A 22,672-nucleotide genomic window follows, 5' to 3' on the forward strand; every position below is an offset into this window, starting at 1 on the left:
ATGAAAATGCTTTCATAAGTTCAGTATCATATTGGATTTTATCAGGTTGTCAGACGTCATGCAAGCGTAATTTTTCGTAATATAACTGCAAACGTTGGCGTAGCAGTGTTTACAATTTTTGAAAGTATTGTGAACGGTCAACCTTTTTTACTATTTCCCTCAGGACTTTATTCACCTTACCAAAATTATTAGGGAACGTCACCCTTATTATGGCTGTTTCTGTCATTTTTGAATGAAAATTTGTACCCAGTATCCTCTTCCATTCATTCCTTCTGCATACCCTACACCGATATGTGTCATTCTCGGGTTTAATAAGTTTTGCTGATGGCCTGGATGTTTCAGCCATTGGGAAACGACTTCTTCTGGTGAAAAGGGTACAGACGCGATATTTTCAGATGCCCGATCGAACTCAATTTTGAAATCACGAAGCATCTCAAAAGGAGAACCATACGTTGGGGATTGATGACTAAAATAGCCATCATCAGCCATATCTTCCGCTTTGACAGCCGCGACACGCTGTAACGCTTCATCCATATGGAGCGGCTCGATTCCTTTTTGAATCCTTGCTTTATTCGTTAACCTAACCACAGTGTCTGTAAGGCCTTTTGAGGGAATCAGCAGCTGGTCGCCCGGATAGATTATCTCCGGTTTCTCGATATGTCTGTTGGTCTCTACGAAGTCACGAAAGGAAAGATTATAACGAAGGGAAATCTTCCACATAGTATCCCCTGGTTGGACGTGGTAGTTCATTGTATTGGCATCAACATGATTCCCAGTCCCGTAAAACTGCAAGAAAATAAACCCCAACAAGCAAACAATCGCTTTTCCCACGTTTTTCTCTCCTTCACGAAGATATCGTATCTGCCTTAGTTTTTCTACTTTTTCAATTTTAATGTATACAGAAAAAATGAAGCCGCCAGACCTATTGGTTAAGGTCTGGCGGTTTATAATCATTTGTATTCGCTTTGGCAGCTTGACAGGCTGACAGGAAAATAAATGAAACAAAACCAAACTAGATGACGACTTTTGTGCCTTTCATAACTCTTCCCCCTGGGTAAAAATTGCTATATTTCTGTAGACGTTTCTATCCCAGGGAAAGTTTCAAATTTTGACAAACTTTATCCTATAGTGCCATGTTCCTGAATAACCACATTGACTTTTGGAGTAATCGTTATTGTCTTAAATTCTTCTTCCCAATCCATCTGTTTCCACGTATCATAATGAAAAGCTTCTGTACGCCTGCCAATCCCAAGGACATCACTGTGTGCCTCCTGCAAAAGTGAAATGACCTCTTCCGCTTCTTTTGTCAAAGTTTCCGATAGTTTCTTTTCTAATTCTGTTATTTTTTTCGGATCTGTCAACTTATCAAGCGGGTACTCTACCACATTCACATATAAATCCAAGTTGATATCTACAGAAACCGTTCCTCCGGAAGGTATGATCTTCAAATCACGATTATGTTTGGTTACCTCCGCGCTTAAATATCTAGCCATCCTGGGCTCACCTTTTTCACTTACTTTCCGAGTGATCCTGGCGACCTTTCCCTTTTTATTATCCATCAATAACAATAACGTGGCTTGTTCAGCATTAAGGGAAGTTCCATGATATTGTTTATCATGGAATAGCGCTAATCCTTTATAATTTATTTTGTTTGCATCTTTATCTACCGAGAGTAACGGTAGAGCAATATCGATTCCCGGTTCGAAAAGCTCAGCACAGATCAGTTGTACATTGTCCCCGTGAGAATGAGTGGTATCAGCAACAGCATCAAGCAACCCGACAATATGTTCAGATATCCGGGGCTCCTGATCTGTAGTAATGGTAAAAACTTCAGCAGCTTCTCCTTCTACTACTGCTATCTCTGCGCTTAAATTATTTCGTGGTGCCCGATAATACCCATCTAATATAGAATAAATATCCTGCTTTGCAATTTCTTCCCCAATGAGCAATACTTCCAATTTAGAAGGATCAAACTTATAAGCTAATTGTTGATCAATCTTACTCCTGGCATCAAATAAGTTATTCCCAATGCCGGTTTCGATATGGGCGCTTCCTTCCGATGCCCTTTCTGTCCCGGCGTCTGGAATCAGTACTGATACGGTATCTTTCACTTGTCCATCATCCGTAAGATCAAAAGTTGCCCCCATGATCAACTTAGCATCTTTGAACAGACGCTGATCCCAGCATCCTGTTAGTAGCACCAAACAACAGAACAGCAGTAACAAACCTTTCTTTTTCATTTGGAATCACTTCCTGTAAGCTTCTTTTTACGAGCCAAGAATATTAATAATAACAGGACAGGGAGTAACCCAGAGAACAGATAGCCGAATTTCATGACGATATCTCCATATTGGCCGATCAGCTGTTCACCCCTCCCGAAAGTCAATGCTAAAGTCAAAGAAATGGCAGCCATCATAATCATGAAATGCATCTCCTTGTTACTATTAAACATGTGCTTCAGTCCTTTCCCGGCCATATATAGATAAGTGGTGAAAGATGTGGTCACTGACACGATCCAAACGGAGATGAAAAATAGGTCCAATCGTTCAACAACGCTGAATTCATATGCCTTCAACATATATAATACTGGCTCCGGGACGAGCAAGATTTCTTTGGCCCCAAAGAAAGTAAATGTTGAAAAAACAACTAACAAGTAAAATCCCAGAATAAACCACTGGGTATAGAATATGATTTTTAGTTTCTCTTTATCGGTACCTTCTACAAGCGGGTAGATGATTAAGATGAACACAAACCCTAACAGGGAAAGCACTCCTTCGTTAACTCCTTTTAAAATATTTTCCAACCCCGCTGCACCTATTGGTAAGATGAAAATAAAATTGGCATTTCTGACGCCGTAAATCAATGAAACAATCAGGATAATCATCAGCCCGGAAAAAAGTGTGTAGGCCCTTGCCAACACTTTTATGTTTCCGGAAATCAGATACAATCCGGCAGTCACCATAAAGGTCGTAAGGATCCATTTTGGCGTATTGATCAGCATCCATAAATTGATGACCCTTGTATAAAGCATGAGTATTAAAGCCCCAACTGCAATGAAATAGAAGCAATATAACAAAGTAACAGCCTTCCCTGGCCATTTCCCAAAAATCTTTTCTAAACTCATAAATAAATGCTGTTTGGGTGTGTTTTTTAGAAGCAGCCAATAAAGTAACAGGAGCAGTTGGACAATCAGACTTGCCCCTATAAGGGATATCCACCCGTCCTGTTTCGCGACTTGCTGGAGGTTGTAAGGGAGAGATATGACCCCGACACCAATTTGAGTCTGTACAATCAAAAAGAAAAATTGGAGGCGGGTGATTTTCGTGTTAAGAAAGGCTGCATCATTTTGACTTTTTTGTTTGCTTTGATTTTTTTGATTTGCCATTTCTCTTCCACTCCCTTGATTCTCCCATCGACTGCTCTTTAATTGGATTAGCATCTTTCGGTCTGTTATCTAATTTAAATAATGGAATCCGAACAAACGTATCTTTTAAATCTTGAAGCCGTAGCGGTGACACCGGAGCGAAATACGGATTCCCAAATGACTCTAACTTGACCAAATGAATGAGAATGAACATTATTCCAAACACAATTCCGATAAACCCTAAAGTACTTGCCAGAATAATCAACGGGAATGTCAACATGCGTAGTGTCGTACTTAATTCGTGAGAGGGTACAACAAAAGAGGCTATCGCTGTCAATGCCACAACAATCACCATTAAATTAGAAATAAGGCCCGCCCTGATGACTGCATCTCCAATAACCAAACCACCTACAATACCAATTGTCTGTCCTACAGGTTGCGGAAGCCTCATCCCTGCTTCACGAATCAATTCGATGATAACCACCATGATGAATGCTTCTACAAACGGTGGATAAGCAATCTGATCAATAGCACTCTTAACGGGTGGGACCAGATCATCCGGAATCACTTCAAAATGAAAACCAATAATCGCGATATACATAGCAGGTAACCCGATAGCAATCAGAAAACTCATTAAACGGATAATTCGGATGAATGTACCGGAAAACCAACGGGAATTGTAATCATCCGGGGATTGATAAAACATGAAAAAAGTTGATGGTAAAATCAGTACAGTAGGACTGCCTTCTGCAATTAAAGCTATCTTACCTGACATTACATTAGCTATCACCCGGTCGGGACGTTCTGTACTTAATACCTGGGGAAACGGCGATCCTGGATTGTCTTCGATAAACTCTTCCATAAAACCAGGACTGAGAATAGTGTCCGCAGTGACACTTTTAATCCTTTTCTCAACTTCCTCCACTAATTCAGGGTTTGTAATCCCATCCATATAAGCTATAGCAATATTGGTGTTTGTTTTCTTACCTACGCGGAAAAATTTAATCGTGAGGTCCCGATGTTCTAACCTTTTCCGCAGCAAGTTGATATTTATCATCAGGTTTTCAACAAAGCCCTCATGGGACCCACGGACAACTTTTTCGTTCTCAGGCTCTTCAACACTCCGATTAATCTCTGTAGTGACACTAAAATAAGATAATTTTTTATTCCCATCTTCTATATAAAGAGCATGCCCCCGTAACAATACCTTCAGGGCTTCCTCCAAATCCTCTGTATGCTTTCCATTTGGTAATTCAGCAATAGAATCCCATTTTCCAAACTCCATCTGTGTGAAAATTTTCTCTTGCACTTTTTCCTGATCCGCCAGTGTCTCAAAGTAAAGAAGAGCTGCGTTGCCATCATTTAAAACTCTTACCTTCAAATCGTTGGAATGCTTCAAGGCTTTGGTGAGATATTCAATATTTCGAGACAACTGAGAATAACTAGGCTGTGCTGGTTCCTTAACGTCTGCTTCACTGCCCGGTTGTTCTTCCATTAATTTTTCCTGTTCTGACTTGCGCCTACGATATCTCATCTCACTCACCGCCTTTATATGTAGTGTTTCTTAGTATGAACGTTCCTCCATTATTTAGTCATATATGGAAAAAAGACCATAAAAAAATGCCACCCGACTATGCGAGTGACATTACTTTATCAATGGGCGGGAAAGAAAATCATCTGTAAAACAAAAATGAAACCGAAAAAATATAATATCCAGTGTACCTCTTTCCCTTTTCCACTAACAAGCTTTAATAAAGGATAAGTGATAAAGCCGATCGAAATTCCAGTTGCAATACTTGAGGTAAGCGGCATCGTCAAAAGTATTGCAAAAGCAGGGAAGGCTTCGTCAAAGGTCTTCCAATCGATCCGGGCAAGCCCCTCCATCATAAAGCAGCCGACAATGATCAATACCGGAGCTGTAATAGCAGGCAAATCAGAAATTGCCGCTACAATCGGTGATAAAAAAATCGACAAGAAAAACAACGAAGCCACAACAACAGATGTAAGTCCAGTCCGCCCTCCGGCAGCTACACCTGATGTAGATTCAATATACGCCGTAGAAGGACTTGTGCCAAACATCGCTCCTGTGGTCGTGGCAACCGCATCAGCCATTAAAGCTGACTTTGCCCTCGGCAGGCTTCCATCTGCTTTTATGAAACCAGCCTGCTCTGCGACTCCGATCATCGTGCCGGTTGTATCAAAAATTGTCACTAATAAAAATGCGAAAACAACCGTATATAACCCCTGGGAAAATACTCCAGCTACATCGATATCAAAAAATACCGGAGCAGGAGGAGCTGAAATGAATCCTTCAAACTGCAGTTGTCCGCTAATATAACCAAGGATCCCCGTAATTACCATTCCCAGAAACAGCGCACCTTTTACTTTTCGGGCCATCAGTCCGAGCGTGATGAATAAACCAGCCAGGGTCAGCAAAGTGACAGGCTGGTGCAAGTCGCCAAAAGTCACCATTGTCGCTTCACTCGGAACGACAATTCCTGACATCTTCAACCCAAGAAATGCAATAAACAATCCAATCCCGGAAGTGATCCCATATTTCAATGAATCAGGTATCGCCATAATCAACGTTTCTCGTAGCTTTGTCAAACTTAATAATATAAATAATAGACCAGCTATAAAAACAGTTCCAAATACAACTTGATAGGATACCCCTTGAGAGGCTACCACACTGGCAAAGTACGCATTCAGCCCCATCCCTGGAGCAATAGCAATCGGGTAATTGGCTGCAAACGCCATGATCAATGTCCCAACGAGCGCAGAAATAACCGTAGCCATGAACACTTGTTCAAATGGAACACCTGCTGAAGATAAGATAGCAGGGTTGACAACAACAATATAGACCATAGTAAGAAAAGTGGTCACTCCTGCCATTACTTCTGTTCGTGGATTTGTATTATTTTCTTTGAGACGAAAAACTTTCTCCATGTAAAACACCCGTCTTTCCGAATTATATAGACAACATTTACTATATTATTCGTTTCTAAAGACTTATGCAACCTTTTTCCATAATCGCTTCTGAAAGATAAAACTGACTAATTTCCAAGATAATTTGTGGTGACTCTTGAACTTTATGAAACCACAAAAAAGAAGCCGAAAGTCCGGCTTCCCTTATTTTTTACTCTCGGAAAGGAATTTGGCTCGTTTTGTGCAGGCATCCATTGCGGACTGTACCGCACTCCTGAAGCCTGCTTCCTCCAGAGCCGTTACAGCTTCAATCGTCGATCCACCTGGCGTACACACGTCATCTTTCAGTTTCGCAGGATGTTGGCCGGTTTCTAATACCATTTTAGCTGCACCTAAGACAGCTTGAGCCGCAAGCTTATAAGCTTGTCCTCTCGGGATTCCCTGCTGGACCGCTCCATCGGCCATCGATTCAATGAACATGTAGACATAAGCCGGTGCAGAACCGCTGACAGCTGGAATAGCATCCATCAGCTTCTCGGCCATCACTTCCGCTTTTCCAAAGCTTTCGTAAATAGTTTTAACTTCCTGAAGTTCCTCTCCGCTTACAAATTCATTCGGGCAAAGTACACTCATTCCTTCCCCTACGAGGGAAGGCGTATTAGGCATGGTTCTAATTACTTTGACCCGATGGTCGAAAGAATTTTCAATATCGCCTATGGTTATCCCTGCTGCTATGGTTATGATAATGGCATCATCACGCACATAATCCTTGATTTCTTGAATTATCTCTTTATAAATATACGGTTTGACAGCAAGGAATAAGATATCACTTTCACTTGCCAATCGTTTATTGTTACTAGATGTATCAATATCGAACCGGCAGGCCGCTCCTTCGATCGTTTCATCGGTAATCGCTGTTGCTGACACTTGGTCTTTAGTGACAATGCCAGCTCTCAACATGCCCTGGATCATCGCCTGCGCCATATTGCCGCAGCCGACAAAACCGATTTGCTTATCCATCTTCTTACCCACTCTCCTTTAAAATCTAACGCACAAGCACCTTTGCAGCTGATGTACTTTTTTAAATGTTTATTAGTATTCCATGAACATATTTATAGTTTTAGGGAAAAACAGTTACCATTGTAGAATAATTATTGTAAAAATACAATTCGCTCTCCCCGGCATTCGACATTATTCGCCTTTGTGAGGTTTCCTTTTATATTCCCCAAATATCCCTTAAATCCCTCCCTATTCCTTTATTCTTTCGTAGGAAATATGAAAAATGGCATAAATTTCTGCGAAAGGGTTTACAAATGAAGGTCAGTTTCTTATAATTAACCATGTAATATTCATATCATAGCGATTCACCAAAAATATCATAGCTGCTACGAGAAAAGCCGAGCTGACGCCAGCTCGGCTTTTCTCGTGTCGGTTGAATGATTTTATTCTATAACCTCTTCGGCACTACCATTGACTTCTTTCAGCAGCTCCTGCACTTGCTTTTTCACACGTCTGGATACTGTGACATATAAAGTATCCCCAGCCTGTATCGCTGTTTGGCCATAGGGGGTGATGATATCACCGTCTCTGATAATAGCATTGATCAAGGCTTTATCTGGAAGGTCCATATTTTCCAGTTTTTCTCCCACAATTCTATTATTTTCAGATACATCAAACTCAATGATTTCCACATTTGCTTTTCCGATCGAAATCAGTTCAAGAGAATGAACCGGATTGCTGAGTTTATCAGAAACAAGGGAAAGTTTTTCCGCCAGCCAAGTAATTGTCGACCCTTGGATGAGCGCCGAAGTAAGTACGATAAAGAATACGATGTTGAAGATCAACTGACTATTTTCCACACCAGCGAGCATCGGAAAGATGGAAAGCACAATCGGAACAGCGCCACGAAGGCCTGACCAGGATAACAAAACTTTTTCTTTATTAGTGTAACGGAAAAATACGAGACTAAGATAAACAGCGATGGGTCTAGCAAGAAACATGAGAATTAATGAAATCAATATCCCTTTCCACATAATATCTGCAGTAAACACCTCAGATGGAAATACAAATAAACCCAAAATGACGAACATCAAAATCTGGGCCATCCAACCGAATCCTTCGTTAAATCTTAAAATAGAATACCTGTAGGCAAGTTCAGAATTTCCGATCACTACTGCCGTTATATAGACAGCCAATAGACCACTGGCCTGCACGAGGGAACTGATGCTATAGGATAATAGTGCGAAGGCAATAGCAAAGAGCGGATAAAGACCACTTGAATCCAAGTTGATTCGATTTAAGGAAAAACTTGAAATATAGCCTAGGAGAAGGCCAACGATTGCCCCTGCCCCCATTTGCCAGAAGAACAACATAATTGTACCTAAGATACTTGAAGAGTCCTCGGTTAATAACTGGATAAACGTAATAGTCAGGAATACTGCCATCGGGTCATTAGTACCGGATTCCGCTTCCAGTGTTGCTCCGAGTTTATTGCGGATATTTTTTCCTTTCAATACAGCAAAAACGGCAGCTGCGTCCGTAGAACCAACAATAGAACCTACAAGAAACGCTTCCAGCCAGGATACGTCAAGAATGAATTTTGCAAGCAATGCAACCATGCTTGAGGTTAATAAAACACCAAGGGTGGCTAATGTAATAGAGGGAGCAAGAACCTTTTTCATAGCGCCCCACTTCGTCTGCATCCCACCCTCAAACAAAATGATCACTAAAGACATGACACCGATGAGCTGTGCCAGTTCAGCATTATTGAAATAAATGATATTTAATCCATCCGAACCTACACTCATTCCGACCATGATAAATAAAACAAGGGAAGGAACACCTAGCCTTGAGGAGAACTTCGTTACCAGAACACTGCTAACGAGCAATAGTGCAATAAGGAATATATTTTGATTAGATTGCAGTACTTCTTGAATCATTGCGATGAACACCCTAACTGATTGCTTGTCTACTATGATTATAAACTTTTTTCCTTGTAAGCAAAATTATTCCACTTGCTATATCTCCTAAAACATTTTCATTAAAGCTTATTCAATTAAAGGGCTGGAAAAGTCGAAGACTTGATTTCGAGATAACAAGGGTTCTTTACCTTAATAGCGGCAGGGTTGGCTGGAAAACCACTCGCTTTCCTGCGGGGGACCTGGCGAGCTTCCTCGGGCTATCGCCCTGTGGGATCTCGCCTAGATCCTTCTCCCGCGGGAGTCTCCCAGTTTCCCAACCAACCCATTCGAAAAGGAAGAAAAGAACCCACGCTATATTGTAGATGTCATCTACTTTTAATGGATAATTGAACAAAGACGTGGTTTTAATCTCACATTTCATGCGTAGCTCACTCTTTGTTTGAAGAACGATATATCAATGTTTCCGTTCTTCTCATAAACGCAAGGAGGTCCGGGAAATTGCGAGACTCCGATGGGAGGATAGTACATGGTGAGATCCCGCAGGGCTTCAGCCCGAGGAAGCTCACCGTACGCCCATGGAAAGCGAGTGATTTCCCGGACCTCCAAACCGTTACTAACGTAACGGAAACAATATATCTTGAAACTGAGCCTTCACTTAAAGGATTAAAGAGACATTAAAAAAGAACCAGCTCTTTGATAGAGCTGGTTATACAGTCATCTCTTCTTCTTTTTCGCTCAGGAACTTCTGCATGGCGTAAAGCACATCTGCTTTCTTTCGCAAAACATAATAACTGAACTTTGGATGTTCGATTTTCTTATACACTTGCATCAGACTGGAGTGCCGGTTGTACTGATTCACTTCCCCATATCCAAACAGACTGGATACCTTCAGGAGCTCATCGATAAGCTGCAGACATCGTTTGTTGTCGGATGTTAAATTATCTCCATCTGAAAAATGAAAAGGATAGATATTATAACGTTCTGGAGAATATTTTTGATCGATCAGCTCAAGAGCTTTACGGTAGGCTGAGGAACAAATCGTACCCCCGCTTTCTCCTTTGGAAAAGAAGTCATCTTCACTGACTACCTTTGCCTCCGTATGATGTGCGATGAATTCAATATCCACGGTTTCATATTTAGATTTCAAGAAACGATTCATCCAGAAGAAGAAGCTTCTTGCCATATACTTTTCCCATAATCCCATCGAACCTGAAGTATCCATCATCGCTATTACTACCGCCTTTGATTCAGGCTTCACAACGTCGTTCCATGTTTTATAACGGACATCTTCTGGATAAATCGGTGCAAATGAGGAGGTCCCTTTCATGGCGTTTCGTTTGAAAGCCTCGAGCATCGTACGGCGTTTATCAATGTTTCCCGTCAGACCTGTTTTCCTGACATCACTGAATTCGATATCCGTCGTGACAATATTGTCTTTCTCTTTTTCCTCCAGGTTCGGCAGCTCAAGTTCTTTGAATAATGCCTCTTCCAGTTCAGCGAGACTGATTTCTGCCTCGTAATAATCTTCGCCTGCCTGATCGCCTGCGCCTTCACCTTTACCTGCTTTCTTGTCACCCGATCCGTCTCTTGCAACAACGTCACCTACTTGGCTATCTCCATCCCCTTGACCAACATGTTTATTTTTGTCATGGTTGTAGCGGATTTTATATTCATCCAGTGATCGAATAGGTATTTTAACAACATGTTTGCCTTTTGACATGATGATGTTTTCTTCCGTGATCAAATCTGGGAGTTGATTCTTCATGGCCTCCTGAACTTTTTCTTGATGGCGCTTCTGGTCGTCATGTCCTTTTCGGTGGAGGGACCAATTTTCTTCTGCAATAACAAAATTCTTCTCTTCAGCCAACTTCATCCCCTCCTGCTATAGTATTATTCTATACTATGCAGGTTTGTCGATTTTGATTAAATATTCAGACTATTAATTTCAAAAAATACCACTCATATTTCAAATATAGGCTTTAAAAACCTTGATTTGATAATGATTCCACCAGCTTGTTTTCTATTCTATTAATTTTATGGAAAATCTCATAAAAAAAGAGAGACATCAAATAAAAAACATCTCATGGGTAGACCCATGAGATGCACACTGACATTTTATTGATCCTCATCATTTTCTTCATTTTTCTCAGCTTTCATTTGGGAGAGGAGCTCTTCGCTAGCTTTTTCTGCTGATGTCACTTCCGTCAGCCCCATAAAAGACCAGCCCTTCGATTCGACCCAGTCCATGAACTCATTCAAAAATTCATCATGGGTGAGATCAACATCATAAATCGCTCCGTTGATGGAGATCGTTTTCTTCGGGTATAAAATCATGTTGAAAGAACGTGGTGTCTTCATATGATCCCACCTTTCCTGTTGATACTAACAATGTACCAGATAAAACGAATCCTCGCCATAGACTATGGCGAGGATTCACAAAATGTTTAACCTTCCAGCAATAGATCGTACGGATCTTCAATCAATTCTTTCACACGTACCAAGAATTGTACCGCTTCTTTTCCATCAACGATACGGTGATCGTAGGAAAGAGCGATGTACATCATCGGACGTACTTCGATGCTGTCATCCGGCATAACCATGGCACGCTTCTGAATGTTATGCAGGCCAAGGATACCAACCTGCGGTGCATTCAAAATCGGTGTGGAAAGCATGGAACCGAAAGTTCCTCCGTTTGTAATCGTAAAAGAACCTCCTTGCAATTCATCCAACTGCAATTCTTTATTGATCGCTTTCTTAGCCAAACGGGAAATGTCTTTTTCAATTCCAGCGAAACCTAATCGGTCTGCATCACGAATGACTGGTACAACCAGACCTTCATCTGTAGAGACTGCCATACCGATGTCATAGAAGTTCTTCTTAACGATTTCGTTGCCTTGAATTTCCGCATTCAGTAATGGGAACTCTTTCAATGCGCCGATGACTGCTTTTGTGAAGAAGGACATGAATCCAAGCTTGATATCATGTTTCTTCTGGAAGTCTTCTTTACGTTCTTTACGCAGCTGCATGACAGCTGACATGTCTACTTCGTTGAAAGTAGTCAGCATCGCAGAGTTTTGCTGTGCTTCAACAAGACGCTTCGCAATCGTTTGACGACGACGGGACATTTTTACGCGCTCTACCGGCTTATCAAACTCAGTTTTTTCATTGTTCTGCTCCGCTTTTTTCTCTTTCTTAGGTGCCTCTTGCTTCGTCTCTTTTTCTTTAGAACTGCTTTTTGCAGCGTCTACATCTTCAGGACGAATGCGGCCTAACGGATCGCGGGCACTGATTTCACTCAAGTCGATTCCCAATTCACGGGCACGTTTTCTGGCAGCCGGGGTTGCTATAACTTCACCTTTTCCATTTTCACCATCGGCTGTTTCTTCTGCCTGTTTACTTTCTTCTTTCTTTTCTTCCTTCGCTTCTTTTGGTTCTTCTTTCTTCTCTTCTTTAGGCTCTTCTTTTTGTTCTTCTTTATCGGAGGAGTCATCAGAAGATCCGCCAGCTTCACCATTTTCATCTACTTTAGCAATGACATCGCCAACTTCAACGTCATCTCCGGCATCTTTTACGATTTCGGTCAATACTCCGCTGGCATCAGCGTTTACTTCAACGTTGACTTTATCTGTTTCAAGCTCCAGAATCGGATCGCCTTTCGATACCTTATCACCTTTTTTGACAAGCCACTCGGCAATCGTTCCTTCTGTAATGGACTCAGCTAATTCAGGGACCTTAATCTCTTTCACTTGAATTTCCTCCTTTAGACATCATTAGTGCTTCGTTTATAATGCGTTTTTGTTCTGTCTTGTGGATATTCGGTTCACCAACTGACGGAGATGCACGATGCGGACGTCCGACATAGCGGTGAATTTGGCCTTCTTTCAATAACCTGTGGAGGATACCCTCGACGAAGTACCAGCTTCCCATGTTTTGTGGTTCTTCTTGTACCCACACCAGTTCTTCCAGGTTCGGGTATTCATTCATAATTTCTTTCAGGCGCTCGTCAGGGAAAGGATAAATCTGTTCTACCCTTACTCCGGCAATCGACTCAAAGTTTTGCTTTTCTGCTTTTTCTGCAGCGTCTTCAATTTCAACCATAATTTTACCGCTGCCAATCAGTAATGTCTTGACCTTATCCTTCTTTTCGCTTAAACCAGGCTGGTGTTTAAGTGTTTCAAACTTGCCTTCAGCGAAATGTTCTCCAGAATCAGCTACTCGCTGGTTACGCAACAGACTCTTCGGTGTCATTAACACCAATGGACGTGCTTCTTCCTTACCACTGATTGCCGCTTGTCTGCGTAATAAGTGGAAGTACTGAGCAGCAGACGTAACATTGGCAACCGTCCAGTTATTTTCCGCTGCGAGTTGTAAGAAACGTTCCAGACGGGCACTGGAGTGCTCAGGACCTTGTCCTTCATAACCATGAGGCAGCAAGAAGACCATGCTTGTCTTTTCTCCCCATTTGGCACGGCCGGCTGCTACAAACTGGTCAAAAATGACCTGACCGGCATTGGCAAAGTCACCAAACTGCGCTTCCCAAAGCACGAGTGATTCCGGAGCCTGCACACTGTAGCCGTATTCAAACCCTAACACACCTGCTTCCGATAGCGGGCTATTATGGAGGGCAAATGATGCTTTCGCCTGCTCCAGTCCATGCAACGGGTTATAGGTTTCACCTGTTTCGACATCATGTAGAACCATATGACGGTGAGCAAATGTACCACGTTCACTATCCTGACCGGTAAGTCGGATCGGCAGGCCATCTTCCAGAATAGAGGCGAACGCAAGTGCTTCAGCTGTCGCCCAATCTACTTTACCGCCATCTTCGAGCATTTTCTTCCTGCGTTGGAGAATTTTTTCTAGTTTCTTAAAGCCATTGAAACCTTCCGGACGCTTCAGCATTCCTTCATTCAATGCCTTGAGGCGATTGATATCAATGGCGGTTTCAATTTCATCCAACGTACTTTCTACAGCTTCTGGAAGCTTCTTGGCCTCTGGTTCGGCTGTTTCATTTTCTTTCATATTCCTGTAGAGTTCCCGGAGCTTGTTTTCGACTTTTTCTGTCATGCCCTTGAACTCTTCTTCTTTAATGACTCCTTCCTGCTGCAGTCTTTCCTGGTAAATATTCGCTGCAGTCGGATGGTTGTCGATTTCCTTATAAAGTTGCGGCTGTGTAGCACGCGGTTCATCCATTTCGTTATGACCATAACGACGATAACCAACCAGATCGATCAGGAAGTCCTTATGGAATTTCATGCGATATTCATACGCGAGTGCTGCTGCTGATAAACACGCAACCGGATCATCCGCATTAACATGGACAACCGGGATTTCAAAACCTTTCGCCAAATCACTGGCATAACGAGTAGAACGTCCATGTTCACGGTTCGTTGTAAACCCGACCAGATTGTTGGCAATGACATGAAGTGTACCACCAGCACGGTAGCCAGGCAGATCACTCATGTTCAAAGTTTCTGCCACGACACCCTCGCCAATAAAGGCTGCGTCCCCGTGAATTACAATTCCAAAAGCTTTATCCTGGGAATGCTTCGGAGCTCCAGCCTGGGAGCGATCATCCTGGGCAGCCCGTGTAAAGCCTTGTACCACTGGATTGACAAACTCCAAATGGGATGGGTTATGTGCGAGCGTCACACGCGTTGAATGCTGTTCGCCATTTTTTATTTCACGACGTGCACCAAAGTGGTACTTCACATCCCCTGTCCATCCGTAGTTGATTCCCATGGAACCTTCGGATGGTACCAGCTCCTTGTCAGGAGAATGGTGGAATTCGGAAAAGATCTTATCATATGGCTTACCAAGAATATGGGCCAGTACATTTAAACGCCCACGGTGAGCCATCCCCATCATAATATGTTCTGTTTCATCTGCATAAGAAGACTGGATGATATGCTCAAGCATTGGCACCATGATATCCAGGCCTTCAATCGAGAAACGTTTCTGTCCGACAAACGTCTTGGCTAGGAAATTCTCAAATCCTTCGACATCAACCAGCCTGCTGAGCAGCTGTTTCTTTTCTTCATCGCTTAAAGATACAACAAAGGATCCAGTGTCTACTTTATCTTGCAGCCATTGTCTCTCTTCCTCATTATGCACATGATCATATTCAAAAGATATCGTGCCTGCATAACGCTCTTTCAACGTCTTGACTACTTGCAAAGCGTTGTTCAATTTGACCGGGGAATCTGGCCATACCCAATTTGCGGGGATAGCTTCCAAATCCTCTTCCGTCAAATTATACGTAGCAGGATCAAGCAGCTCGGAATACCGTTCTTTACCCCCAACGGCATAAATATCTGCTTCTAAATGTCCATGACGACGAATAGCCTCAACAAGCTTGTATGCTGAGGTCACCTTTGCAATGTCTTGTTCCGATGGTGCAGCAGCGCCGTTGCTTGTTGAGCGCTCGACTCCCGCTTCCATCCATACAGGAGCCCCATGCTCATCGAACATTTCCTTCAGTGAAGGATCGACAGCATCAGGGTCTTGCGTATAAAGTTCATACTGTTCTTCAATGTACCCCATGTTGGGGCCGTGAAAGTTTTCCCAGAAGCTTTCCTGAGACCCATTGTTTGACAAGTTGATTACCCCCATGTAGATTTGTCTATCGTTGCGATTTACGTAAACGTTTGCAAACCTAAGTTACATTATAGGTTCGAGTAGTTTGTTCTTCAAGAATTATAACCTATTTTTTCGACTGAAAACAACAAAACCATTATAACAAGAAAGACGCACCTGTGGGTACGTCTTTTACAACTTTTCGACAATGTTTAACATGAAAAGGCTGGAAAATTTATGTCAAAGAGAAAATGCTGCGATATTTTCTTAAAATCAGTTATTTTTCGTGCTGTTTTGGATCTGGATCCTGACCTTTGTCTTTCACTTCTTCATTCGTCTTCATACGCTCCATTACTCTGCCTTGGTATTTGACCTCTTTCATATCTTTTGCCATGGAACTATTATCTGGCTTATTCTTTTCCATTCTTTTATCACCCATAACTCCACCACCTTTTTTATTTAAGATACCCTGCTTCCCTTCTGGAAAAACCTGAAAAGAAGGTGAAAGACCTAAGGGAATAAAAAAAGCATGGAAAAGGAAATCCTTTCCATGCTTTTTGATATTATCTGTTTAAGAGACTGCCGACGTAACGAAGCAGTTCGTTCGCTGAGCTGGAGTTGTAGCCATATTCATCGACCAGGGTTGCGATGACTTCGTTCATTTTCTTCAACTGCTGTTCATCAGGCGTCTTTGTCGAGGTAGTAATCTTGACGATATCCTTCAAATCTGCAAATAATTTTTTCTGGATCGCTTCGCGCAGGCGTTCATGAGAATGATAATCAAATTTCTTCCCTTTACGGGCATAGGCGCTGATTCGGATTAAGATTTCTTCACGGAATGCTTTTTTAGCATTTTCAGAAATTCCAATTTGTTCTTCAATCGAGCGCATCAGTTTTTCATCCGGATTCATTTCGTCTCCTGTAAGTGGATCTCTGATTTTAGCTTTATTACAATAGGCTTCCACATTATCAAGATAATTGTCCATTAATGTTACTGCTGATTCTTCATAAGAGTAGACAAAAGCTTGCTGGACTTCTTTCTTCGCGAGCTCATCATATTCTTTACGAGCGACAGAAATAAAATTCAAATAACGTTCCTTATCTTCTTTAGAAATGGAAGCGTGGCTATCCAAACCATCCTTAAGTGAACGTAATACATCGAGCGCATTGATCGACGTCATCTCTTTTTTAATGATAGTAGAAGAAATCCGGTTGATGACATAACGTGGATCAATCCCACTCATTCCTTCATCCGGATGTTCTTTACGCAGTTCCTCTACATCTACGTCACTGAACCCTTCTACATTCTCTCCGTTATAAAGTCTCATTTTCTTCAATAAGTCTACTTGCCCGCGCGTAGAATCTTTCAGTCTCGTCAATATCGTAAACATCGCAGCAATCTTCAGCGTATGTGGTGCGATATGGACATTCTTGATATCACTCTGACGAATCATTTTCTCATAGATCCGTTCTTCCTGACTTACTTTTAAGTTGTATGGAACAGGCATGACAATCATCCGCGAATGGAGTGCTTCATTTTTCTTATTGGCAATGAAGGAACGATACTCCGCTTCGTTCGTATGCGCAACGATCAACTCATCTGCTGAAATTAATGCGAATCTTCCTGCCTTGAAGTTTCCTTCCTGGGTCAGCGACAGCAAGTGCCACAGGAATTTTTCGTCACATTTCAGCATCTCCTGGAACTCCATCATCCCACGGTTTGCCTTATTCAATTCTCCATCAAAACGGTAGGCACGCGGGTCTGACTCAGATCCATATTCGGCAATGGTCGAAAAGTCGATAGAACCAGTAAGATCAGCGATATCCTGGGACTTCGGATCCGATGGACTGAATGTTCCAATGCCGGTACGCTTATCCTCAGAAAAGAAAATACGTTCTACCATTACGTCTTCAATCCTGCCGCCATACTCTTCTTCCACCCTCATCATATTTAGCGGCGACAGGTTTCCTTCAATTCTAATGCCATATTCTTCTTCAAAATCAGGACGTAAGTGGTGAGGAATTAAATGTAAAGGATCTTCATGCATCGGGCACCCTTTGATGGCGTATACTGCCCCTTGGTCCGTATGTGAATACTTTTCTAAACCGCGTTTCAGGATATTGACGAGCGTAGATTTACCGCCACTGACAGGTCCCATCAACAACAAGATCCTCTTGCGGACATCCAGTCGTTTCGCAGCCGGATGGAAATATTCCTCAACCAGCCGCTCCATCGCTTCTTCCAGACCATAAATCTCATGTTCAAAGAACTTGTACTTATGATGCCCTTCTCCCTCTTCAATCCCTGCGTCTTTAATCATATTATAAACACGCGAATGTGCAGATTGAGCTAAATAAGGCCGTTCTTTCAACAACTCTAAATAATCAGAAAAGGTTCCTTCCCATTTCAGCTTCTCCTCTTCTTCCCGGTAACTTTGAATCTTTTTCAAAATATCCAATGTACTACCTCCCCTGTAGATAATGGGCAAAAGCTGATTAGTAAAGTCTATGTAGCTACCGTATAAGTAATGAATAGATAATGAGAAGAACTGAAAAAACTTGTCCATTCAAACTTTGACAGGTAACAGATAGGGGAGCAAAACAGAAAAAGACTGACCAATTAGCGGTCAGTCGTCCTCATCCATATAGCGCTTTTCAAATTGGTATTGCTTCCGTCTCCTTAATCCTAAGATAAGGAAGACAACAAAGAGGGTAATATTCAGAATTCTGAAATCAGGATAGATAAATGCTAAAACGGCCCAAATGGCTGCACTTGCTAAAAACAATATACTGGAATAAAGCGTCTGGCTCACCAGGGACTCCTCCCTTATCGTGTAGTTGGCTTGCCTCTCCTGTCCTTCCATACTTTCCTTTATCTTATCGACAAATAAATCGGATGACAATCCTTTACAACCTGTATCTACTTCTTTGCAAACCGTTTCAAATCGTATGCTTTAGCTGTCTTATCTTTTTTGACACATAAATAGCTGCCTTGTTAAACTTAATCTATGCATTTTACTTAATTAAAGTACGAACTTTTAACAGAGAAGAGGATCATAATGAGTGAGACTTGGTATTATGTCGACACTGGCCATGCAACTCCTGCCTTCAATATGGCAATGGATGAGTTGCTGCTTGATTGGCATAGTGAAGGTAAAATCCCACCAGTATTGCGCTTTTACGGTTGGGAACCTGCCGGCCTTTCGGTTGGCTACTTCCAAAAAGTAAAAGGGAAAATAGATCTTGATGGCGTCAAACGCCACGGTTATGAGTTAGTCAGGCGTCAGACAGGTGGCCGTGCTGTGCTTCATGACCAGGAATTGACCTATAGTGTTATTGTATCAGAAGAGCACCCGGATATGCCTAAATCTGTCAAAGAAGCTTATCTTGTGATCTCTAAAGGACTGTTGCACGGATTCCGGAGCCTCGGCGTCGAGGCTGATTTTGCCATCCCGGAAGGAAAGTTGGAAACGACAGGTTCTGCTGTCTGCTTCGAAGAGCCCTCCTGGTATGAGTTAATTGTAGAAGGTAAAAAAGCAGCCGGCAGCGCCCAGACCCGGAAAAAAGGCGTTATCCTGCAGCATGGATCGATTCCAATTGAAGTTGATGATGGCAAATTATTCGATATGTTCATTTACCCGAATGAACGTGTGAAGGAACGTGCGCGTAAAGCGTTTGGGGATAAAGCGGTAGCTATCAATGATATCATTCCATCCCCTGTCACATTCGATCAGACAAAAGAAGCATTCAGACAAGGATTTGAGAAAGGGCTAGAAATCAAACTGGAGCCTTATCAATTGACTGCCGAACAATTAGAAGCAGTGGAGCAATTAGCAGAAAAACGTTATCGTAGTGATGAATGGAATTATATCCGATAAGATTATTATAAAAGGAGTGTACACTAGCATGGCTAAAAAAGAAGAGTACATACGGAAACCGGAATGGCTGAAAATCAAAATCAACACGAACAAATCGTATAACCGTTTAAAAAAGCTAATGCGCGATAAAAAACTCAATACGGTTTGCGAGGAGGCACGCTGCCCTAACATTCACGAATGCTGGAGTGAGCGAAAGACTGCTACCTTCATGATTCTTGGCGATACGTGTACACGAGGCTGCCGCTTCTGCGCTGTCAAAACAGGGCTGCCTAATGAGCTCGACTGGGGTGAACCGGAACGTGTAGCAGAATCAGTAGAAATCATGGGGCTTAAACACGTTGTAGTTACAGCCGTTGCTCGTGATGACTTGAAAGATGGCGGTGCAGCAGTTTTTGCTGAGACTGTCAAAGCAATTCGTCGCCGAGTACCAGGCTGTACAGTGGAGATCCTTCCTTCCGACATGAAGGGTGACTATGAAAGCCTGCATACATTGATGGACGGAAAACCAGACATCTTCAATCATAATATTGAAACTGTGCGTCGTCTGACAAAGCGTGTTCGCGCTCGCGCTATGTATGACCAATCACTCACTCTTCTGAAGCGCGTAAAAGAAATCGCTCCAAATACCCCGACAAAATCAAGCATCATGGTCGGACTTGGAGAAACGAAAGAAGAGATCATTGAAGCGATGGATGATTTGCTGGCACACAATGTTGATATCATGACAATTGGCCAGTACTTGCAGCCAACGAAAAAACACTTGAATGTGGAGCGTTATTATCATCCCGATGAGTTTGAAGAGCTGAAACAAATTGCCATGGAAAAAGGCTTCAGACACTGCGAAGCCGGCCCGATGGTTCGTTCTTCTTATCATGCGGATGAACAGGTAAATGAAACCTCTGCCCAGCGACGCATCAAGTATATGCAGGGTTATGAATCCCAGGGTGAAAAACTTGATAACGTGAAATTTTAATCAGAAAAGCCATCCTTAGTCAGGATGGCTTTCGTTCTACTATTAATAATAATAAGGTGGATAGTAATATGGTGGATAATAAGGTGGGTAATAATAATATGGTGGGTAAGGGTACAAGGCACTTCCGAGCAATCCGCCTAATACACCACCTAAAAACGGCGCCCCATAAAACCCTCCTCCGTAGTAGTAAGGCCTTCGCGGACGTCTTCCTGGCCTCGGGCGCTGCCGCTCATCATCCATTTCCACCATTGTGTCTGGTAAATACTCAAAGTTCATTTTTTCCTCCCCCTATTTGTACAGTAATACCTATGGTTCACTGTATGTGGGGACATACCCAGATGTATGGGCGAACGTGCATCAATCCATTCGTTGATATTTTACACGATTAGTAATTCACATCTTTGGATAATTTAGTTATAATAAGTGATAGTTGAACTTGTACAGAATAAAGGAGGCGCCATTGTATGAAATTAGCATTGATCATCGGAGTATGTGCTGTATTCTTTACATCCATCTTTTCAGCTGGATATGACGAAAAGCCAGGTACCCCACAAAAATAATCATAAGAAAGTTAAAACCCGCATCGAAAGCTAAGATGCGGGTTTTTTATAAAGTTATATATTCACTTGAGCCCAGGAAAGCCCTGTTGTCGCAATGCTTCATAAATCAATATAGCAGCAGTGTTGGATAAATTAAGTGACCGGACTTTATCCGTCATATGGATACGAAGGCAGCGGTCTTCCTTTCCTTCCAGTAAATCGAGCGGTATACCATTTGTTTCCCTTCCGAATACAAAAAATAAATCTTTTTCCGGGAGATTGAAATCATAATCGGTATAATGCTTCGTACCGAAATTCTCAATATAATAGAATTCCCCCTCCGGGTAACTCTTATATAAATCATCGAGACTATCATGATAATGAATGTCAACATCATGCCAATAATCAAGTCCAGCACGGCGCAGCATTTTATCATCAGTCGAGAACCCGAGTGGGCGAATCAGGTGTAAGCTGGAATCGGTAGCAATGCAGGTTCTTGCAATATTTCCGGTATTAGCGGGTATTTCAGGTTGATATAATACGACATGGATCGGCATGTTCTTCACCTCTAGTTGCGTAATGACCCGCTTATTATAACATATTCAATCACCAATCCGGAAAAACTTGTATTCGATATTTGGCGTATAGGCCGTGGAGTCTTCATAAGACCAATAACGATGCCTGCTATTATAGGTATGGGCATTGACCAAAGGCATGCCATCGCTGTCTTTCATGACGACAATCGTGTTGTGATTCCACTTTCCGTCCCCTTCAAAATCGTAGCAGATGACATCTCCAGGTATCAGATCCTTCGGTGAATCTATTTCTTTCCCCGTCAGTCCCTGTCGTGCCCCACTTAAATACCATCGAAAAGAGTGAGCGACTGCCCAACTGTAACTCCATGAATTTCCAGAATACCACCATCCTTTTCCCCGATTAGGAGACCCCCACATCGGCGCACCGCCTGCTCGCATGCATTGGGATATAAAGTTGGTACAGTCATCCGTAAACTTCCGGTATTCGGGATTGTAGCTATTCCACCAGCGTTCGGCATACCTTACAGCACTCCTTCGATCATAGGTGAAACGTAATTCCGTGACTTGATCCATTGGGATTGGTTCATATTTTTTATCCCTTTCAACCGGAGCTGACAATTCTTCTTCAAATTCATGCCTGTCGATTACTCCATTTTTCAACTGCGCCCGGCAGTCCATCTCAGACTCTTCTACATAAAAATCTTCTTTCTTTTTGAGTACAAAATTTGTTTTCAACAAATACCGTACATCCGTGTTCCTGTCTGAATCCTCCAGTTTTTGATAGGGGGTTACTTCCCCGGTTACACGGACAATGCGATAGCCCCTGTCCCTGTGAAGCTCCCACTTTCGTTTCAGCCAAGGGACGGTTTCCATATCTCTTTCATTCGTCAAAACCCCGTTCCAGTATTCCGTCAACATTTTTCCGTTTTCCATTCCCCAGATCCCTCCCCTATCAGTTTA

At 42.3% G+C, this 22,672-nt stretch carries 19 protein-coding genes; 2 read left to right on the plus strand and 17 right to left on the minus strand.

The genetic code is table 11. The features are described from left to right. Positions 1-222: 222 nt before the first annotated feature. The 14 genes from FHS45_RS18745 to FHS45_RS18810 form a co-directional block, all read right to left on the minus strand. The gene (locus tag FHS45_RS18745; RefSeq protein WP_062443915.1) at positions 223-831 is read right to left on the minus strand and encodes a CAP domain-containing protein; all 609 of its coding nucleotides are present in this window, start codon (positions 829-831) and stop codon (positions 223-225) included. Positions 832-1,118: 287 nt separating this feature from the next. Continuing rightward, entirely contained in the window at positions 1,119-2,240 is a 1,122-nt protein-coding gene (locus tag FHS45_RS18750) for a Ger(x)C family spore germination protein (protein ID WP_062443912.1), read from the minus strand. After that, a complete protein-coding gene (locus FHS45_RS18755) occupies positions 2,237-3,385 on the minus strand; it encodes a GerAB/ArcD/ProY family transporter (protein WP_062443905.1) in 1,149 nt (382 codons plus the stop codon). The genes FHS45_RS18750 and FHS45_RS18755 overlap by 4 nt, the downstream gene beginning before the upstream one ends. Further along, the gene (locus FHS45_RS18760; protein ID WP_082411977.1) at positions 3,342-4,898 is read right to left on the minus strand and encodes a spore germination protein; all 1,557 of its coding nucleotides are present in this window, start codon (positions 4,896-4,898) and stop codon (positions 3,342-3,344) included. The genes FHS45_RS18755 and FHS45_RS18760 overlap by 44 nt, the downstream gene beginning before the upstream one ends. Before the next feature lie 119 nt (positions 4,899-5,017). After that, positions 5,018-6,310: an NCS2 family permease gene (locus tag FHS45_RS18765; protein ID WP_062443901.1), complete on the minus strand. Its 1,293-nt coding sequence runs from the start codon at positions 6,308-6,310 to the stop codon at positions 5,018-5,020. Between the two features lie 183 nt (positions 6,311-6,493). Further along, positions 6,494-7,309: a pyrroline-5-carboxylate reductase gene (gene proC / locus FHS45_RS18770; protein WP_062443898.1), complete on the minus strand. Its 816-nt coding sequence runs from the start codon at positions 7,307-7,309 to the stop codon at positions 6,494-6,496. A 422-nt stretch (positions 7,310-7,731) separates the two neighbouring features. Continuing rightward, positions 7,732-9,228, minus strand: coding sequence for a potassium/proton antiporter (locus FHS45_RS18775; RefSeq protein ID WP_062443896.1), 1,497 nt, complete (start codon positions 9,226-9,228; stop codon positions 7,732-7,734). Positions 9,229-9,916: 688 nt separating this feature from the next. Continuing rightward, positions 9,917-11,083, minus strand: coding sequence for a sporulation protein YhbH (gene yhbH, locus FHS45_RS18780; protein ID WP_062443873.1), 1,167 nt, complete (start codon positions 11,081-11,083; stop codon positions 9,917-9,919). Positions 11,084-11,325: 242 nt separating this feature from the next. Continuing rightward, complete coding sequence (locus FHS45_RS18785) at positions 11,326-11,544, minus strand: hypothetical protein (protein WP_062447664.1); 219 nt, start codon at positions 11,542-11,544, stop codon at positions 11,326-11,328. Between the two features lie 110 nt (positions 11,545-11,654). Continuing rightward, positions 11,655-12,956, minus strand: coding sequence for a 2-oxoglutarate dehydrogenase complex dihydrolipoyllysine-residue succinyltransferase (odhB, locus tag FHS45_RS18790; protein WP_062443870.1), 1,302 nt, complete (start codon positions 12,954-12,956; stop codon positions 11,655-11,657). Beyond that, positions 12,943-15,822: a 2-oxoglutarate dehydrogenase E1 component gene (locus FHS45_RS18795; protein WP_062443867.1), complete on the minus strand. Its 2,880-nt coding sequence runs from the start codon at positions 15,820-15,822 to the stop codon at positions 12,943-12,945. Before FHS45_RS18795 ends, odhB begins: the two co-directional genes overlap by 14 nt. Positions 15,823-16,063: 241 nt before the next feature. After that, positions 16,064-16,225 (minus strand): hypothetical protein, encoded by a 162-nt coding sequence (locus FHS45_RS18800; protein ID WP_157620173.1) that lies wholly within the window; start codon positions 16,223-16,225, stop codon positions 16,064-16,066. Positions 16,226-16,349: 124 nt separating this feature from the next. Further along, positions 16,350-18,245 carry a PrkA family serine protein kinase gene (locus FHS45_RS18805; RefSeq protein ID WP_062443864.1) on the minus strand — a complete coding sequence of 632 codons (1,896 nt, stop codon included), beginning with the start codon at positions 18,243-18,245 and terminating at the stop codon, positions 16,350-16,352. Between the two features lie 168 nt (positions 18,246-18,413). Next, positions 18,414-18,689 (minus strand): hypothetical protein, encoded by a 276-nt coding sequence (locus FHS45_RS18810; RefSeq protein ID WP_062443861.1) that lies wholly within the window; start codon positions 18,687-18,689, stop codon positions 18,414-18,416. A gap of 153 nt (positions 18,690-18,842) precedes the next feature. Between FHS45_RS18810 and FHS45_RS18815 the strand changes: the two genes are divergently transcribed. Together FHS45_RS18815 and lipA are read left to right on the plus strand one after the other, a co-directional pair. Further along, on the plus strand, positions 18,843-19,664 hold the full coding sequence (locus FHS45_RS18815; RefSeq protein ID WP_148350067.1) for a lipoate--protein ligase family protein: 822 nt from the start codon (positions 18,843-18,845) through the stop codon (positions 19,662-19,664). Positions 19,665-19,692: 28 nt separating this feature from the next. Then, a complete protein-coding gene (gene lipA / locus FHS45_RS18820; protein ID WP_062443857.1) occupies positions 19,693-20,637 on the plus strand; it encodes a lipoyl synthase in 945 nt (314 codons plus the stop codon). Positions 20,638-20,679: 42 nt separating this feature from the next. On the opposite strand, the gene FHS45_RS18825 is transcribed toward lipA, so the two are convergent. The 3 genes from FHS45_RS18825 to FHS45_RS18835 all read right to left on the minus strand — a co-directional run bounded on the left by FHS45_RS18825 (position 20,680) and on the right by FHS45_RS18835 (position 22,645). Continuing rightward, a complete protein-coding gene (locus FHS45_RS18825; protein WP_371872057.1) occupies positions 20,680-20,913 on the minus strand; it encodes a hypothetical protein in 234 nt (77 codons plus the stop codon). A gap of 346 nt (positions 20,914-21,259) precedes the next feature. Beyond that, the gene (trmL, locus tag FHS45_RS18830) at positions 21,260-21,733 is read right to left on the minus strand and encodes a tRNA (uridine(34)/cytosine(34)/5-carboxymethylaminomethyluridine(34)-2'-O)-methyltransferase TrmL (RefSeq protein WP_062443854.1); all 474 of its coding nucleotides are present in this window, start codon (positions 21,731-21,733) and stop codon (positions 21,260-21,262) included. Between the two features lie 45 nt (positions 21,734-21,778). After that, positions 21,779-22,645, minus strand: a complete 867-nt coding sequence (locus tag FHS45_RS18835; RefSeq protein WP_062443851.1) for an amidase domain-containing protein — start codon at positions 22,643-22,645, stop codon at positions 21,779-21,781. Between the last annotated feature and the right edge of the window lie 27 nt (positions 22,646-22,672).

Source organism: Thalassobacillus devorans, assembly GCF_011761345.1.
Taxonomy (GTDB): Bacteria; Bacillota; Bacilli; order Bacillales; family Halobacillaceae; genus Thalassobacillus; species Thalassobacillus devorans.

Coding starts and splice junctions, on each gene's coding strand:
- FHS45_RS18750 (WP_062443912.1), bottom strand. CDS start 2,240: ATGAAAAAGAAAGGTTTGTTACTGCTGTTCTGTTGTTTGGTGCTACTA.
- FHS45_RS18755 (WP_062443905.1), bottom strand. CDS start 3,385: ATGGCAAATCAAAAAAATCAAAGCAAACAAAAAAGTCAAAATGATGCA.
- FHS45_RS18760 (WP_082411977.1), bottom strand. CDS start 4,898: ATGAGATATCGTAGGCGCAAGTCAGAACAGGAAAAATTAATGGAAGAA.
- FHS45_RS18765 (WP_062443901.1), bottom strand. CDS start 6,310: ATGGAGAAAGTTTTTCGTCTCAAAGAAAATAATACAAATCCACGAACA.
- proC (WP_062443898.1), bottom strand. CDS start 7,309: ATGGATAAGCAAATCGGTTTTGTCGGCTGCGGCAATATGGCGCAGGCG.
- FHS45_RS18775 (WP_062443896.1), bottom strand. CDS start 9,228: ATGATTCAAGAAGTACTGCAATCTAATCAAAATATATTCCTTATTGCA.
- yhbH (WP_062443873.1), bottom strand. CDS start 11,083: ATGAAGTTGGCTGAAGAGAAGAATTTTGTTATTGCAGAAGAAAATTGG.
- FHS45_RS18785 (WP_062447664.1), bottom strand. CDS start 11,544: ATGATTTTATACCCGAAGAAAACGATCTCCATCAACGGAGCGATTTAT.
- FHS45_RS18795 (WP_062443867.1), bottom strand. CDS start 15,822: ATGGGGGTAATCAACTTGTCAAACAATGGGTCTCAGGAAAGCTTCTGG.
- FHS45_RS18800 (WP_157620173.1), bottom strand. CDS start 16,225: ATGGGTGATAAAAGAATGGAAAAGAATAAGCCAGATAATAGTTCCATG.
- lipA (WP_062443857.1), top strand. CDS start 19,693: ATGGCTAAAAAAGAAGAGTACATACGGAAACCGGAATGGCTGAAAATC.
- FHS45_RS18825 (WP_371872057.1), bottom strand. CDS start 20,913: ATGAACTTTGAGTATTTACCAGACACAATGGTGGAAATGGATGATGAG.
- trmL (WP_062443854.1), bottom strand. CDS start 21,733: ATGCCGATCCATGTCGTATTATATCAACCTGAAATACCCGCTAATACC.
- FHS45_RS18835 (WP_062443851.1), bottom strand. CDS start 22,645: ATGGAAAACGGAAAAATGTTGACGGAATACTGGAACGGGGTTTTGACG.